The organism is Paenibacillus sp. Soil724D2 (assembly GCF_001427935.1).
Classification (GTDB): Bacteria; Bacillota; Bacilli; order Paenibacillales; family NBRC-103111; genus Paenibacillus_E.
Genome location: NZ_LMRY01000060.1, coordinates 126,851 through 144,091, shown reverse-complemented (window position 1 = coordinate 144,091; position 17,241 = coordinate 126,851). Strand labels below are relative to the sequence as shown.

The 17,241-nt window shown below is 47.5% G+C and carries 12 protein-coding genes; 10 read left to right on the top strand and 2 right to left on the bottom strand.

Annotated elements, in window-relative coordinates:
• The first annotated feature begins 18 nt into the window (after positions 1-18).
• From ASG85_RS35820 to ASG85_RS39525, 9 genes are all read left to right on the top strand, one after another.
• Positions 19-888 (top strand): carbohydrate ABC transporter permease, encoded by an 870-nt coding sequence (locus ASG85_RS35820; protein ID WP_057301725.1) that lies wholly within the window; start codon positions 19-21, stop codon positions 886-888.
• Positions 885-1,706 (top strand): carbohydrate ABC transporter permease, encoded by an 822-nt coding sequence (locus tag ASG85_RS35815; protein ID WP_060649423.1) that lies wholly within the window; start codon positions 885-887, stop codon positions 1,704-1,706. The genes ASG85_RS35820 and ASG85_RS35815 overlap by 4 nt, the downstream gene beginning before the upstream one ends.
• A gap of 35 nt (positions 1,707-1,741) precedes the next feature.
• Positions 1,742-3,343, top strand: coding sequence for a response regulator (locus tag ASG85_RS35810; RefSeq protein ID WP_057301723.1), 1,602 nt, complete (start codon positions 1,742-1,744; stop codon positions 3,341-3,343).
• 6 nt (positions 3,344-3,349) lie between these two features.
• Positions 3,350-5,074: a hypothetical protein gene (locus ASG85_RS35805; RefSeq protein ID WP_057301722.1), complete on the top strand. Its 1,725-nt coding sequence runs from the start codon at positions 3,350-3,352 to the stop codon at positions 5,072-5,074.
• 24 nt (positions 5,075-5,098) lie between these two features.
• Positions 5,099-5,758, top strand: a complete 660-nt coding sequence (locus ASG85_RS35800) for an aspartate/glutamate racemase family protein (RefSeq protein ID WP_060649422.1) — start codon at positions 5,099-5,101, stop codon at positions 5,756-5,758.
• A gap of 28 nt (positions 5,759-5,786) precedes the next feature.
• Positions 5,787-7,046: a ribulose-bisphosphate carboxylase large subunit family protein gene (locus ASG85_RS35795; RefSeq protein WP_060649421.1), complete on the top strand. Its 1,260-nt coding sequence runs from the start codon at positions 5,787-5,789 to the stop codon at positions 7,044-7,046.
• A gap of 25 nt (positions 7,047-7,071) precedes the next feature.
• Entirely contained in the window at positions 7,072-8,556 is a 1,485-nt protein-coding gene (locus tag ASG85_RS35790) for a four-carbon acid sugar kinase family protein (RefSeq protein WP_082588371.1), read from the top strand.
• A gap of 76 nt (positions 8,557-8,632) precedes the next feature.
• Complete coding sequence (locus tag ASG85_RS35785; RefSeq protein ID WP_060649420.1) at positions 8,633-10,915, top strand: glycosyl hydrolase family 95 catalytic domain-containing protein; 2,283 nt, start codon at positions 8,633-8,635, stop codon at positions 10,913-10,915.
• A gap of 425 nt (positions 10,916-11,340) precedes the next feature.
• On the top strand, positions 11,341-11,481 hold the full coding sequence (locus tag ASG85_RS39525; protein ID WP_235550297.1) for a hypothetical protein: 141 nt from the start codon (positions 11,341-11,343) through the stop codon (positions 11,479-11,481).
• 382 nt (positions 11,482-11,863) lie between these two features.
• Here ASG85_RS39525 and ASG85_RS35780 read toward each other — a convergent pair whose 3' ends face one another.
• On the bottom strand, positions 11,864-14,533 hold the full coding sequence (locus ASG85_RS35780; protein ID WP_060649419.1) for an alpha-L-rhamnosidase: 2,670 nt from the start codon (positions 14,531-14,533) through the stop codon (positions 11,864-11,866).
• 37 nt (positions 14,534-14,570) lie between these two features.
• Positions 14,571-15,578, bottom strand: a complete 1,008-nt coding sequence (locus tag ASG85_RS35775; RefSeq protein ID WP_235550296.1) for a hypothetical protein — start codon at positions 15,576-15,578, stop codon at positions 14,571-14,573.
• 174 nt (positions 15,579-15,752) lie between these two features.
• Between ASG85_RS35775 and ASG85_RS35770 the strand changes: the two genes are divergently transcribed.
• The gene (locus ASG85_RS35770; protein WP_060649418.1) at positions 15,753-16,961 is read left to right on the top strand and encodes an iron-containing alcohol dehydrogenase; all 1,209 of its coding nucleotides are present in this window, start codon (positions 15,753-15,755) and stop codon (positions 16,959-16,961) included.
• The last annotated feature ends 280 nt before the right edge of the window (positions 16,962-17,241 follow it).

Genomic DNA, 17,241 nt, shown 5'->3' with positions numbered 1-17,241 from the left:
GAAAAGGAGGGGGAGGCGTTGGGAAAAAGCAAGTATCCGCTCTATTTTTCATTTCCAGCTCTGGCTGTTTTTCTGGTGTTTTTTATAACTCCAACCCTTATCGGATTTTATTACAGCTTCACCGATTGGAACATCAATGCCAAGGATATTCGATTCGTAGGTTTTCAAAACTATGCGGCGATCTTTCAAGAGCCGAGACTACTAACTGCCTTGTTCAATACGTTAATCTTTGCTGCTGCTGTAACGGTACTGCAAAATGTATGCGGGCTTGGCTTGGCGCTCATTCTCAATGAAGCTCTTGTGCTGCGCAATGTGCTGCGGATGATATTTTTCCTTCCTTATGTGATCGCTCCGATCGTCATTGGTTATATCTTCCGTGCTATTTATCATCCTGAGCATGGGATTGTGAATCAAATTCTGGAGCAGGTGGGGCTTGCCGCACTTGCGCATGATTGGCTGAACGATCCGAAATATGCGCTGTTTTCCATTATTGTGACGGATATATGGCGCGTAGCTGGATTTTCTATGGTCGTTTATTTAGCGGGACTTCAGTTCATTCCAAAAGACTTGACGGAAAGCGCTTCAATCGATGGTGCGCAATACTGGAGCCGGTTTCGACATATTATTTTTCCGCTGCTAGCACCGGCTTTTACCGTAAATGTGTTACTTTCCATGATTGGTTCTATGAAAGTGTTTGAAATGGTTATGGTTCTGACTGAAGGCGGACCAGGATATACGACAGAAGTGTTTTACACCTATATTCGCAGCATGTTCAGTTCAGGAGAGTTCGGTTATGCGACAACGGTTAACGTCGTGTTGTTCATCTTAGTTACTTGCATTGGTGTGCCGGTGCTGATGAGGATGAAGAAACGGGAGGTGGAGATGTGAGACAACGGCGCAACATGCTTATTGTGCTCGAATTGGCGACTATCTGTTTGGCACTGATGATCCTCATCCCCTTTCTGATGATTCTCATTAACTCGTTCAAAGATATCCGTGAATCAGCGCTGTTCGGCTTGTCCCTCCCCACAGAGTGGCAGTTCAGCAATTATAAGGACATCTTTGCTCAGGCGCATATTGTACGCGGGTTCATGAACAGTTTCCTGATTTCGAGCTGCGTGGTGCTTTGCGTCAATGTGTTTGCATCTATGGCTGCTTTCATTATTCAACGAAGAGACGACCGCTTTTTGCGTACGGCGTACTATTTATTCATCATGGGCCTAATCGTGCCTGTTTCTATCGTACCCACCATTAAGCTAATGGGTGATTTGCACATTCGAGGAACGTACTTCAGCCTTATCATGTACTATACGGCCGTATTGCTCCCATTTGCCGTATTCCTGCTGGTAGGATTCATGAAATCCATTCCACGAGAGCTGGACGAAGCGGCGCTTTTGGAAGGCTGCGGTTATTTCCGATTGTATGTTCAGATCATTCTTCCGCTCATAATAACTGTGCTTGTAACGGTTGCGATCGTTGTCATGGTATCCGTTTGGAACGATTTTTTCGGTCCTTTCTATTTGATGACAGATAGCACGAAGTGGACGATTGTGCTCCAAATTTTTAATTTTGTTACAATGTACAGCACGAATTGGGGCGTTGTGTTCGCATTTATGGTGGTCGTCATTGCTCCGATATTACTTATTTATTTATTTCTTCAAAGGTATATTATTGACGGTTTGACCGCTGGCTCTCTGAAGGGATAACAGTGGTGCAATCAAGCATCGGGAGGGTTTGGTTCATGCGAAAGGTAGTCATTGTCGACGATGAAATATGGATCCGGAGGGGGCTTATTCAATCTATACCTTGGGATCGTTTCGGTTTCAGACTTGTTGGAGAGGCTGGAGACGGGGAAGAAGCGCATAGGATCGCGCTTGCCGAGAAACCGGATCTACTTTTTCTGGATATGCGGATGCCTGGGCTGGATGGCAAACAACTGCTCGGAATGCTGAATCGTGATTTACCGGATTTATTGACGATCGTCGTAAGCGGGTATTCCGACTATGAATATATGAAAGAAGCTATCCGACAGAAAGCATTTGATTATTTATTGAAACCAGTTAAAAAAGATGAGCTAGTTTCTGTGCTGGAGAGAGCAGTAGCAAAGATGATACAGCAGGAAACAAAGAAGAGAACAGGGCAGTTTGACAGTAGAGGAGACTGGCTTCAAAGAGTTTTGTATCATGCGGTCACAGATGTAGAAGCTCGTGAGAATGAGGAAGAAATTCCTCTTCCTGAAGGATGGACTTGCGGCGAAACCTATGTGATGGTCGGGCAGCGGGATACATTTCGAGATGGATGCGAGACAAACAAACTTGTTGGGCAACTGAGGGAACAGTTAATCCGGAACAAACCATTTTTGTTTGGGGGAGAATGGAACTTCGCCGTAACAACCGCCCCGGAAGCAAACGGGGAATTCGTTATCGCTATCGTAGGTGAGCAGCTGCAGCTAGAGGAAATGAATAAATTATGCCATACCATCCAAAGGTTGCTCAAACAAAAGGAAATGGGCAGCTACAGCTTGGGTATCGGATTGAAAAAAGAGGATGCCCACTATTTACGGCGTGCTTATCTGGAGGCCGGGCAAGCACTGAAAAAGAAAAGGCTGGGTGTGTCTTGTACCGTCCTTTGGGCTGAGAATGACCTGAGTAATGAGCGATTTAATTACCCTCAGGAGAAGGAAAATGCTTTTCTCCTTTCCCTTCAAATGGGCAACAAGGAAGAGGCTCAGCAAGAATGCGACATGCTGTTTGCTGCAATTAGTGAGGATTCAATGACTGTAGATCATTTGCAGAGGAGCGCCTTTTTGCTTGTCCACTCTATTGAAAAACAGCTTAGAGGAACGGGAAATCGGCTAGAGGAAGTAAGCGGTAAAAATCCACAAATGTATACAGAGATGATCCAGCAACGGAACGATGCGGCAGCTGTGAAACGGATTTTCGATGAAGAGATCATTCCCTCTGTACTCGAGTACTACAAACGTTCACATGAAAAACAAGGCAAGAAGATTGTGCGTATCATTCAGAATTTGATAGAAAACAACTATGATCAGCCGCTTTCCCTACATCAGATTGCTGAAAGTCATTACATGAACACGGATTATGTAAGCCGTTTATTTAAAAAAACGACAGGCCACAATTTTGTTGATTATATGACTGAATTCCGAATTAATAAATCGAAAGAACTAATGAGGTTGTCTAGCTATAAAAATTATGAGATTGCGCAAATGGTTGGCTACGAGGACTATCGATATTTTAGTCAAATCTTTAAGAAAAAAACAGGAATGACCATTGGTAAATACCGGATTGCCGCCGAAACTACATCAATGATGACTAAGGAGTGAATACAGATGGAAAGACGACTAATTCCCGATACACTGATGCTGGAAGAACGAGCAGGACATGCGATTAATGCAATGGTGGGGATGGCTGACAAGGATCACAATTATATTCCATTCTTTAATGCGGATCTGTTACACAAGCCTGCTTTTATGACACATGGTGATTGGGATTATGGCTCTTCGCATGGCAGGATGATCGATGGCTTGATTCTTGCCAGGCATATGTCGGGGGAAACATTCGGAAAAGATGTAGAGGAACATTACCGTGCTAACTTGCTTTCCTTCTTTAAAGAGGATGGCATGAGCTACCGACAAATCAATCCCACCCGTAATTGGGAGCCAAACGCTAATCTGATCGATCAACGTGCCGTTATTTTATCTTTGACGACATGGTTTATGGAAACGGGTGACACGAAAGTAAAGGAAGCAGCAGACCGTCATGTGGCAGCGCTGAAAAGAATTGCTATCAAAGAGCGCGATGTGTGGTACTATCCGGCCTCCGAATACAAAGAAACGGGTTGGCCTTCCGCCAATGGCGTGCAGCTGAGGCTCACTCCAGATCCGGCTGCATTCTGCGGCCGATTAGTCATGCCGCTCTTGAAATATCACGAATTGACAGGGAATCAGGATGCTTTTGATTTGTGTCAGTTTTTCACGGCTCTGATCATAGAGCGCAGCGGCGTCTTTCATCCCGATGGCAGCTTTAACGATTCATTGGCTTACCGCAGCGGTCATTTCCATACGCGCCTGGGCACACTCGATGCGATCGCCCGATTCGGCGCCTTCACGGGCGATGCAGCGATGATCAGTTGGGTGAAGAAGTGCTACGATTGGGCGCTAACTAAGTGTACGTCATTTGGCTGGACGCCAGGCGATTTGCATGAACAAGCATATGAACATGAAACCTGTTCACTTGTGGATCTGATTGCGACAGGAATCACCCTTGCTAAGAGTGGTTATGTGGAATATTGGGGAATGGTAGAGCGCTTCCTACGAAACCACCTGACGGAATCACAGCTTCTGGATCTGGATTGGGTTGAACAAACAAATGATAAATCGAATGACATTCCAGCTAACAAATCATTTTACAAAGTGGCTGAGCGTACACGGGGATCTTTTGCCGGCTATTCAGCTCCTAACGATTTCATAAGCGATGTGAATGAAGGCCGAGGACATACGAGCGATTTGCAATTATGTTGTCTCGGTTCTGGTACACGCGGATTGTTCATGGGCTGGAGCAACAGCATCACGGAGAAAAATGGGTCAATCAGCATCAACTTCCTGCTGAACCGAGGTTCCAAATGGCTTGATGTCAGCAGTTATTTACCGCATGAAGGCAAAGTCGTTATTGATGTTCATATGGATGTTCAACGACTTCAGATTCGAATTCCGGAATGGGCTGGTTTTACGAAAATTCGCTTCACTCGCGAGCTTCATGGTCAGGTTACGGAAGGTAAAGGCAGCGAGGAGAGCAGATGGGTTAATAAGCATTTCCTACTGCTTGGTCCAGCAACCGCCGGGGAAAAAATTACGGTAACTTTCCCGCTCAGCTTCCGCAAAACATTGGAAAACGCTGTTGGTCAGACTTTCGAAGCGGAATGGCGCGGTGATGATGTCGTGAATATTACGCCAAAAGGCGAGAAGAAGCCGCTCTACAGCGGGCGTAAAGTATATAATGAAGCACCGATGCGTGAAGGCGATTACCGCAGGCTGGATAAAGAGTTTGTGTGGTAGAGGTTTTTTTGAAGAGGAGGAAGAATGATGAAGACGGTTGTAGCTGTCTATACCGGCCAGGGTTTGGCCGACCCGCTAAAAGCGGTGTTTAAGGAATTGCTCCCAGATTGCAGGCTTGTGAATATTATCGATGATAGCTTGATTGGCGATGTGGTGCAAGCAGGGCATGTTCCACCTGGAGTGGCACGAAGGTTAATCCAGTATTTTCATCATGGAGAAGAAATAGGAGCTGATGTGATCTTGAATACTTGCTCCTCCGTAGGCGAAGTGGTTGATGATGCGCGCCGACTCATCGGTGTGCCCATTGTGAAAATTGATGAATCCATGGCAGCAGCGGCTGTTAGCTATGAACGCATTGCGGTGCTAGCGACCCTGCCATCGACACTTGCACCTACGATGCGGCTCGTACAGAAGCAAGCAGAGGCAGCAGGCCGACAGGTAACGCTCGTTAATGGACTTGCTGAAGGCGCATTTGATGCGCTTGTTGGGGGTAAACCTGAGGAACACGACCGCATTTTGTTGGAGACGGCAAAGCGGATTGCAGATGCAGCTGACGTGCTTGTACTAGCACAGGGTTCGATGGCACGCATGGAACAGAAACTCAAAGAAATAACCGGTAAACCGGTGCTTTCTTCTCCTCGAATGGGCATAGAAGCGGTTAAAGCTTTGTTGGAAAAAGCGTAACAGTAACAAGCATAGGGGGAGAGGCAGGATGAATCAAGAGCGTGTTAGAGCTACCTATCTGGTAGAAACGCCATATTCTTTAGAGCGTGCAGCGGCTACGATTGCTGGGGAGCAATCAACGGGCACCTTTACATCCGTCCCAGGGGAAACGGACGAATTAAAAGCGAAGTTCGGAGCAATCGTCGAACATATTGAACAGCTTGCAGAAGTAGATACACCTTCCTTACCGGGAGCGAAGCCGCCTGTTGGACATGATGGCAAGTACCGTCAAGGACACGTAACAGTCTCATTTCCGCTGCATAATTTTGGTCCTTCGATTCCTAACTTGCTATCTGCTGTAACTGGAAATCTGTATGAACTCCAGGAACTCTCGGGACTGCGTCTTTTGGATCTGGATCTGCCTGAATCATTTACGACCCGTTATCCTGGCCCGAAGTTTGGCATTGCAGGCACAAGAAAGCTGACAGGGGTGTATGATCGACCCATTCTAGGCACAATTATTAAGCCAAGTATTGGGTTATCTACGGAACAATTGTCAGAGCTCGTAAAGAAGCTTGCTCTAGCTGGGATGGATTTTATCAAAGATGATGAGTTGAATGCGAATCCTCCGTGTGCTCCCTTGGAGCAAAAAGTAAAGGCAGTTATGGAAGCTGTCGAACGAGCTGCCGACGCAACCGGAAAGAAGCTGATGTATGCTTTTAACATTACAGGTGACATTGACGAGCTCCGCCGCAATCATGATCTCGTCGTGAAATCAGGCGGCACATGCGTTATGGTCAGCGTATTGAGTGTAGGATTGAGCGGCCTTGCTTACTTGAACCAGTACAGTGAAGTTCCGATTCATGGTCATCGCAATCAATGGGGGATGCTGACAAGGAGTCCCTTGCTCGGTATAGAATTTACTGCCTATCAGAAGTTATGCCGTCTAGCAGGTGCCGATCATCTTCATGTCAATGGCTTTAACAGTAAATTCTATGAAAGCAACGAATCTGTATTACGTTCTATTCAAGCTTGCACATCGCCGTTATTAGGCGGGTATCATTCGATGCCTGTCATTTCGTCTATGCAGTGGGCGGGTACAGCTCCTGTCACCTATGAAGCTACACGTTCCGTTGATGTGATGCACTTGGCCGGTGGCGGCATGTTGGCGCATCCAGATGGTCCATCAGCAGGCTTTGAGAGCATGAAGCTCGGCTGGGAGGCCGCTGTACAAGGGATTTCTCTTGACACGTATGCTAAGCAGCATCCACCGCTTCAACGTGCGATAGAAAAATACGGGAGAGGTTGAAGCGAATATGGACGGGATGAGGCTAATGGATAATCAAGAACAAGATCAAGAACAAGAACAAGATCAAGAACAAGATCAAGAACAAGAACAAGATCAGGAACAAGAACAAGAACAAGAACAAGAACAAGAACAAGATCTGATCAAGCGATTGTTATGTTTCTATGGTGATGATTTTACCGGATCAACGGATGTACTCGAAGCTTTGTTTCAGGCAGGTTTGAAAACGATCTTGTTTCTGGAGCCACCTTCGCCGGAAGTGCTGCAGGAGCAGTTTCAAGACGTGGATTGTTTTGGGGTGGCGGGTGTGGGACGGTCTTTATCACCTGAGGAGATGGAGAGGGAATTACGCCCGATATTTATAACGATGAAGATGACCGGAGCGGTTGTTGTACATTATAAGATATGCTCAACGTTTGATTCTTCACCTGATATCGGAAGTATCGGAAAAGCGATGGAGATCGGCAGGGATGTATTCGGTGGCCGTTATGTACCTTTATTAGTGGGCGTGCCCTATTTACGAAGGTATACACTCTTTGGCAATCATTTTGCGGCAGCGGGAGAGCGCATACATAGGTTAGACCGCCATCCTACGATGTCGCAGCATCCCGTGACTCCGATGGTAGAAGCGGATATACGGAAGCATTTGCAAAGGCAAACGAAAATGCAAACTTCATTGTTTGATATTTTAGCGCTTGAGGGACCCTATGGAGAGGTGTATGGGAAATTAGAGCAATTAATTGAAAACGAACAGCCTGATGTTGTGTTATTCGATGTTCTGGATGAGCCTCGATTAGAAAAATCAGGCCGTTTGATCTGGCAGGAAGCGAATGATGGCGAGGGATTGTTTGTAGTCGGATCATCAGGTGTTGAATACGCGCTCAATGCTTGCTGGAAAGCAGATGGTATCTTACCACCCGCAGAGCAGGATGTAGTTATGGTTGAATCTGTCGATCGTCTTTTAGTGGTGTCGGGCAGCTGCTCACCAGTTACAGAGAAACAAATTCAGCGTGCTTTGGAGGCAGGATTCACTGGAATTCGGGTTCCGATGAATGAATTAATCCAACCGGAGCTGGCTCAGGAAGCGCAGTTGCGATTGCAGCAAGAGGCGCGATCGGTGCTGGAGAGCGGTCGAAGTGTGGTACTGTATACAGCCTCGGGACCACAGGACCAGACGATTGCTCTCATTCGTGAAACGCTTGCTGCACAAGGGCTTAAGGCCGAAGACAGCGGGCGTCTGCTGGGTAAAGCGCTTGGTAAGCTGACCAGAGAATTAGTGGCAGAGACAGGTGTGTCACGCATTCTTATCGCTGGCGGGGATACATCAGGTTATATAACACGTGAGTTGGGTATCTATGCAATAGCCTGTAAAGCGGCGCTTGAGCCTGGTGGACCTTTATGCCGTGCACATTCGAAAGAGCCGCAGTTTGACGGTCTGGAGCTTGTTCTGAAAGGTGGACAAGTCGGCGGTGAGAATTTTTTTGAAAAGGTAAGAGTTGGCACGGAATTGTAGAATTGTACATGGCAATGCGGTATGACGTTCGGGTATCGATGGTAGTGGGCATTACATAAATACTTAGGAGGTATTCATGGATAAAATCTGGTTTCGGCAACCAGCTGCCGAATGGAACGAAGCGCTGCCGATTGGGAATGGCAGGCTGGGGGGCATGATTTTTGGCAAGGTTGCCAAGGAAAAAATTCAGCTGAACGAGGATTCGGTTTGGTATGGAGGACCAAAGGAACGCGACAATCCGGATGCCCTGCAGCATCTTCCGCAAATCCGTCAATGGATCGCGGAAGGGCAAATCCGCAAAGCGGAGCAGCTTGCGGTAATGGCACTTTCTGGCGTCCCGGAGGGGCAGCGCCACTATATGCCGCTCGCTGATTTGACGCTGGCGTTTGCTGATCACGAAAATGAGGTCGAAGATTATGTGCGGGAGCTTGACTTAAGTACTGGCACTGCATCCTTATCTTACAGGACGGGCGGTGTTCGTTATACCCGCGAGATTCTTTCAAGTCACGTCGATCAGGTGTTGGCGGTTCGGCTAGAGGCTGACAGGCCTGGCGCCTTATCGTTGACCGCGCGTCTGATGCGGGGCGAGAAAAATAAGTATGCAGAACAAATAGGCAGGCTGTCCGATCACAGTATTGCGATCCGAGGCAATTGCGGCGGCGGTGGTTCCGAATTTTGTGCCGTATTATTTGCGGAGACTCAAGGAGGCGTAGTCAACGTTATCGGTGAACATTTGATCGTGGAACGAGCTGACAGTTTGACACTCTACGTAGCGGCAGCCACCTCATTCCGTTGCGAAGATCCGGAGGCAGAATGCGTCAGGCGGGTAGAGGAAGCGGTATCGAAAACGTACTCGCGGTTGAAGGACGATCATCAGGAAGACTTCGGACGTCTGTTTGACCGAGTTTCCTTTAAGCTGAAACCCCCTTCGGAAGAAGTTAAGGATTTACCGACAGATAAGAGGCTGGAGCGGGTTCGCGAGGGTGGCGAAGATTCAGGTATCATTTCGCTCTATTTTCAATATGGCCGGTATTTGCTCATATCAAGCAGCCGTCCAGGCTCCTTGCCTGCCAACTTGCAGGGTATTTGGAATGATAAAATTGAGCCGCCGTGGGACAGCAAATATACGATCAATATTAATGCTCAGATGAATTATTGGCCCGCCGAAACATGTAATTTGTCGGAGTGCCACGAGCCGCTGTTCGACCTGATCGAGCGAATGCGCGAGCGAGGGCGGAAGACCGCACAAATCATGTACGGCTGCCGGGGATTCGTTGCGCATCACAATACGGATATTTGGGGCGACACTTCTCCGCAGGACATATACATTCCAGCAACGTACTGGCCAATGGGTGCTGCATGGCTTTGTTTGCACCTGTGGGAGCATTTCGAATTTGGCGGCGACCGCGAATTTTTGCTGCGAGCTTATGAAACGATGAAAGAATCGGCATTGTTCTTTCTTGACTATTTAATAGAAACTCCGGACGGCAGGCTGGTGACCTGCCCATCCGTATCGCCGGAAAATACGTACGTGCTGCCAAATGGGGAAAGAGGCTGCCTTACCATGGGACCGGCGATGGATAATCAAATCTTACATGCTTTGTTCTCAGGATGTATTCGGGCAAGCGAATTATTGGAAGCGGACGAAGAGCTGCGGGAAGAGTGGATGCATGTCCGTGGTCGGCTTCCGGAGCCGCAGATCGGCCGTTACGGCCAACTTCAGGAATGGCTCGAGGATTACGAAGAGAAGAAGGCCGGACACCGGCATATTTCCCATCTGTTCGGACTTCATCCCGGCAATCAAATTAACGTTCGGAAAACACCGGCATTGGCCGAGGCAGCGCGCAAAACGTTGGAGCGCAGACTTGCACACGGAGGCGGGCATACCGGTTGGAGCCGAGCGTGGATCATCAATTTCTGGGCTCGTCTAGAAGACGGGGAGGCCGCTTATGAGAATGTTATGGCTCTACTAAGCAAATCGACGCTGCCGAACCTGCTTGATAACCACCCTCCGTTTCAAATCGATGGTAACTTCGGGGGAACTGCAGGCATCGCCGAAATGCTGCTGCAAAGCCATACCGGAGAACTTCACTTGCTGCCGGCGCTGCCAATAGCATGGTCGGACGGAGAAGTGAAAGGACTGAGGGCACGCGGGGGCTTTGAGGTGGATATCAAATGGAGGAGCGGAAAACTCGAAACGGCTGAGGTGCGATCGCAGCTCGGTGGTATTTGCCGTGTTCGAACGAGTGTCGGAGTTCGTATAGTTGGAGCTGAACTCTTGAAAGATTATTCGCTATTGGATCAAGTGGTAGGGTTTAAGACGGTCCCCGGAGTGGCTTATGTCATCGAGTCGCTCTAAATCTAAATCGTTATCCTATGTTAAAGAGTTGTCCACTGTGTAGTCCATACAACGGTAGGAAGCTCTTTTTTTTGTTGTTGAAGGTTCCCCAAAGTAATATAACAGTTGAAATTGCCCATTTGAAGCGAAATCGACACGAACCATTGTACATTCGAGACTGTCGATCAATATAAGACTCAAAAAGCTTTTTAAATATGTCAATGAATTGATTTTCAGTGAGATTTAAAGAATATGAGTCCCGTTGTAAGGTTGTTTTTCATCGTTACAGAGGCTAGTGAAAGCGGAAGCGCGTCTGTAACGATGTTTTTCAATCTTGCAGACGAGAAAAGGGCAGATTTGTGAAGTGAGCGAGGCTGTAAGGTTGTTTTTCATCGTTACAGACGTTAGGGGAAGCGGAGGCGCGTCTGTAACGATGTTTTTCAATCTTGCAGACGAGAAGAGAGCAGATTTATGAAGTGAGCGAGGCTGAAAGGTTGTTTTTCATCGTTACAGACGCTAGGGGAAGCGGAAGCGCGTCTGTAACGAAGTTTTTCAGTCTTGCAGACGAGAAGAGAGCAGATTTGTGAAGTGAGCGAGGCTGTAAGGTTGTTGTTTTTCATCGTTACAGACGCTAGTGAAAGCGGAAGCGTGTCTGTAACGATGTTTTTCAATCTTGCAGACGAGAAAAGGGCGGATTTGTGAAGTGAGCGCGTCTGTAAGGTTGTTTTTCATCGTTACAGACGCTAGGGGAACCGGAAGCGCGTATGTAACGATGTTTTTCAATCTTACAGACGAAGAAGAAGGCAGATTTGTAAAGTGAGCAAGGCTGTAAGGTTGTTTTTCATTGTTACAGACGCTAGGGAAATGTAAGGTTGTTTTTCATCGTTACAGACGCTAGGGAAAGCGGAAGCGCGTATGTAACGATGTTTTTCAATCTTACAAACGAGAAAAGAGCGGACCTGTGAAATGTTATATTTCACTATTAAAACAATACTGTCCCGAAGAAACGCGAAGGACGGCATAACCGGCTTCATAACCGATGATCTCGACGCAGTTTGCTTTCTCAATCATAGATCCGTTTTCTGTAATCGTATCCATGGATATCGCCGGGACATAGAAAATACCCGAACAATTCGCTGGCATGACCACATTTAACGTCAACTGATGATGAGAAGTTCGCTTCCAAACTACACGCAAACATCCGACGGGCAGCCAGTGTTCAGCCTTGACTTCTTCCAATCCTGGGGGTAATGCCGGTTTAATTGTCACCTTATAACTTTCAAAGTCAGGGTCATATCGATAATCGATTCCAGCCAAGCCGGCGTATAACCATTCCTCCAAGTGACCGAGCATAAAATGGTTTTGCGATTTGCCAACGGTCGGACCGTCCCACGCTTCCGTCAACGTCGTCGCACCGTGCGCGATTTGATATCCGTAGCTCGGATGATCGGTTTGTCGAGTCATTTCGTAGATGATGTCCGAACGGCCATTCAGCGCGAGTGCAAGCAGCACATAACGATGCCCGACATCGCCAGCTGTCGTATGATAACCATGCAGACGAATGTCTTCGATCACTTGGGATAGTACCCTTTCCTTATACGGCTCATCGACAAGCCCCAATACAAGCGGCATGGCGTTCGAGGTTTGACTGCCTGTCGCATAACTGGATGCTTCCCGTTCAAAAAATGCGTCATTAAACGCCGATTTGATCTTCTCCCGCAGAGCTGCGTAGTTGACGGCGTCCTGGTTGTTGTTTAACAAGCATGCGATTTGTGTGAAAATATCTACGATATGGTAAAACATCGCTGTTTCAGTATGAGAGACAGGCGTGTTTTGCGCGAATCCGGGTCCGTTTTCCCCGACATCATACCAATCACCAAGCCCTTGACTAACGATTAAATGATCGGAGCTTTCAGTCACGTAATCGATATACGCTTTCATACCCTCATAATGCTCGGCCAAGATCCGAGTGTTGCCGTACATACGAAATAGGTTCCAACCTGTCAGCACATACGCGCCGCCCCACGAGACGGAGTCGCGGAAACAGCGCCACTTATCGGAAAACACGACGTATTCGGGTGCCGTCGTCGGCACCATCCCGCTGGGGAGTTGGGCATCTCTGATGTCTTCCATCGTTTTCGTTAACAAGGGTTCAATTTGATAATTGAATGATACGGCGGGACCCATCAGATAGACTTGTTCCAACCATCCGAGCTTTTCTCGATGGGGACAATCCGTAAACAGGCTTTTCATGTTGCTAAGAATCGCTTGATTAATGATCTTGTGCGTCCGGTTCAGCATAACATTTGAGCTTTCGAATCTTCCTGAAACCCTCGTATCTGGATAGATCATCTGTCCTTCAATGCTGACAAGAACGGGACAGTCCGTTGGGAGCCGCCCTAACGAATCTGCGGGAATAGCGCCTTCGATTTGTACATAACGAAAACCGTAATAGCTGAACCGAGGCGACCAGATTTCTTCTCCGTTTCCTTTCAGGATGTAGGAAAATCTGTAGGGGGAACCGGTCCATTTTTGATTGGCCGTACCATCATCCTTCAATAGTTCTGCTGGGGATAAGGTGATTTTGGAACCTTCCTGACCAACAACGGATATTTCAACCCATCCTGAAAAGTTTTGCCCGAAATCGGCGACGTACACGCCTGGTGTAGGTTGCGAAATGCTCACTGGTTTGAAGGTCTGCATGACTTTTAAAGGAGAAAGCGCTTGTGATTTCAGCTTTCCAACAGGCGGGGCAACTTCAGCTGCGTATCCCCAGGCTTCGCGTTCCGTGAAACCGGGCAAATCCCAACCCGCTTGCACACGGCGCGCGTCAAAGTCCTCACCTCCATATATGCATGAAAAGGTGATCGGTCCCGCTGAGGTTTCCCAGTCCTGATTACTGGCAATCGTGACGATCGTTCCATCGGTATGCGTGATTTCGAGCTGAATCATACATCTCGGGGTACCAAAGGAATGTTTGAATTTGCTGTAACGGCCGCCCGTCACGTTGAAAAACCCATTCCCGAGCATAACGCTCACCGCGTTAGCGCCTTTTTTCACTTCGTCCGTCACGTCGTAAACACAGTAGAGACAAGTTTTGTCAAAGTTAGTCCATCCGGGCGTAAGCACATGATCGCTGACCTTGTTTCCGTTTAACCGAAGCTCGTATTGTCCCAAACCGCATATGTAAGCTCTTGCTCTTTCCACAGATTTATCTAGGTTGAATTCATATCGGAACAAAGGAAGCGAAGCACGTTCCTGCGGCTCTCCGTCAGGTTCACCAATCCAGCGGGCTGCCCAATCGCTTTCTTTTAAAAGTCCCATTTCCCACCATGATACCGGACTTTCTGTCATCTGATCGGTTTGATCCCAAAACTGAAGCCTCCAATAATAGCGAGTACGGGATTGTAGCAGAGGGCCTTCATATAGAATATGTACGTTTTTCCTGCTTGCCATTTTCCCGCTATCCCATATGAAGCGCTGCACACAGTCCTCTTCGGTTGACACCACGATCCGGTAGGCTGTTTGCATTTGCGAGCGAACGAGACCAGATTTGAAGCTCCAGCCGAAAGCAGGGCGTGTGACATCGACCCCAATAGGGCATATTTTGCTTTCAACAAACATTTCGTCCAGTTGCATCGTTTGAGTCTCCTTTTAACCATCCTCTAATTGGAATTCATTGTCGAAAGATATCTTGCGAGGCGGCCACGCTGATCGTTCGGAACTCTTTACCGTAATTTTTTGTCGGATCGCCTTCCTTATAGGGTCTGCAGGAGCAATAGAAGTGATATAGCACGCCATTATGCGTAATGACGGAAGGCTTATGGGCAAAAATGGAATCGATGGTTTCCTCTTCTCCAACCCGAATGATCGGATCGGGATATTTGTCCCAATGTAAAAGATCCTGCGAAAGCGCAATCCCTTCTTGTGCTTGCTTGTAATTATAGCCAAAGAAATACATAACCCATTGGTCTCTGTCCTGTAAAACACAAGGGTCGCTGACAAAAGCAGAGTCCCATCTTTCCGGAGAGACATGTAATATGGGGTTTTGCTCGTATCTTTGCCACTCAATCAGGTCTGTGGAGAGAGCAACGCCCGTTTGTTCGATCCATTTCCCCTTATTCGTGTTTTTGGCATTATAAAACAAATAGAAAGTGCCTTCATGCTCAATTAGGCATTCTTTGTATAAACCGCCTTTTTCCCAATCTGCGCCTGCCTCCGGGGTTAGAATCGGATCAGGGCATCTATGCCACTCCAGCAATTGTTCATCTTCCGTCCATGCGATTCCGATTTTTGCCGAACCTTCTTCGTACCCGAACTCCGGATAGGCGTGATAGAGCAGCCAGTATTTGTTGTTCCATTTCTTAAGCATTGGAGGAGCATCGATCTGATTTTCCTTCAAGATCCATGTTCCTGCTATATTTTTCGAATCCCAGCCTGAACCTTCATCTCGTCGTAAAATCACACTTAGGTGATCCCAGTGTAAAAGGTCTTTGCTTGTGGCCAAGGCTGTTTGATAACCCGTACCGTCAAACCCTACATACATCATGTGAAACTTATCGTTATGTTGAAAGACAAAGGGGCAATCAACAGCACGTTCATCAAAATGACCAGGGATGCCGGATCCGACAAGCACCGGTCTACCCAATTTATATGGTGTTACATAGGGCCCAATATTCATCATTTTCACACTCCTTAACTGTAGTTAGAACTTGTGACAGATGTAACTTATTTTAAGATTACTATCATACTTCTTCCTACTGAGGGGGGGATTGAATCCGATATATAGGGCGATTGCATCTTCAACTTACAGCTGCATTGACATCGCCTGTAAGCGGGCGTAGGATGGGGGGGAATTATGGAAGTTTCGTTCGGAAGGGGGACTAAAGTGAAAGCCGATTATGTATCCAATCCGTACATGTTTCAGACAGCTGGCAGCATTGTCGCTGGATGTAATACCATCGCCCAACTGATTCCGCGAATCAAGTTGCTCGGCGAATTTCGGCATGCGGTGATCGTTACACAGCCTTCTATAGTAGCGCTGGGGGTTATCGAGCAAATCGGCGTTGAGCTCAAGCAAGCGGGTATATCCAGCCGTTGTATAACGGAGGTGAAGCCGGAACCGACGGTTGACAATATACGCGCAGTATTCGCTAATATATCCGCAGAACCTGTGGATTTGTTAATAGGCATTGGTGGAGGGAGCGTTCTCGATGCTACGAAAATATTTTCCGTTTTGCTGACTAATCCAACGGACGTGCAGAGTTTAATCGGCACCGATCTCGTTTCGCAACCGGGCATCCCGACAGTTCTAGTGCCGACGACTTCGGGAACCGGTTCCGAAGTGACGCCCAATGCGATTGTAACCGTTCCCGAAGAACAGTTGAAGGTCGGTGTGATTAGCAGGCACTTGCTGCCCAAACTGGTCATTATCGATCCTGTTTTGACGGTAAGCCTGCCGCAACCGATTACGGCAGCAACAGGAATGGATGCTTTTACACATGCCTTGGAATCGTATATATCGAATAAAGCCAACCCGATAAGCAACACGTTTGCTTTGGAATCCATACGCTTGATTGCAGACAGTCTGGTTCATGCCTATCATAATGGCTCGGATCTCGGAGCGAGGGAGAAAATGCTGCTCGGATCGATGTACGGCGGCATGGCACTGAGTGCGGCAGGCACAGCAGCCGTACATGCGCTTGCTTATCCGCTCGGGGGCAAGTTCAACATTTCGCACGGAGTCGCCAATTCAATGTTGCTGCCGCATGTCATGGCCTATAATATGGATGCCATATCTGGGCGGCTTGGAAATGTAGCCCATGCCATGGGACTGCAGGTGGAAAAAGGGGGAGGGAGGGACTCATCTGAACGGGTGATCGAGCAGATTTTTGAGTGGACATCAGAGATGCATATCCCGCAAAATTTGCGTGAATTCGGCATTACGGAACGGGATGTGGAAGATCTGGCGATCGCTGCATCAAAGGTCACCAGGCTTTTAAATAATAATCCAAAGCCGATGGACTTGGAATCGATGAAGTCTGTTTACCGGAAACTGTTTCCATGACATATGGGGAAGTTAAGCAGCTTGTAAATGAGAAAAACGGATAAGCGGATGAGCCATCATTCTGTAAATAAGAGCTTCCAAGGACTGCTATTTTCTTCGAAATTAGATCGTATTCTTAAAATAGCGGTCTCCAAAGACCTTTATCTGTTTGATTTTCACCGGAAATGAGGAGAAACCTGAAGAATAAGAGCCTCAACGGACTCCTATTTCCATCAAAAGCGATAAACATGGCAAATTAACAGCCTCTAATGACTCTTATTCGCAAGAATGCCCCTCACCA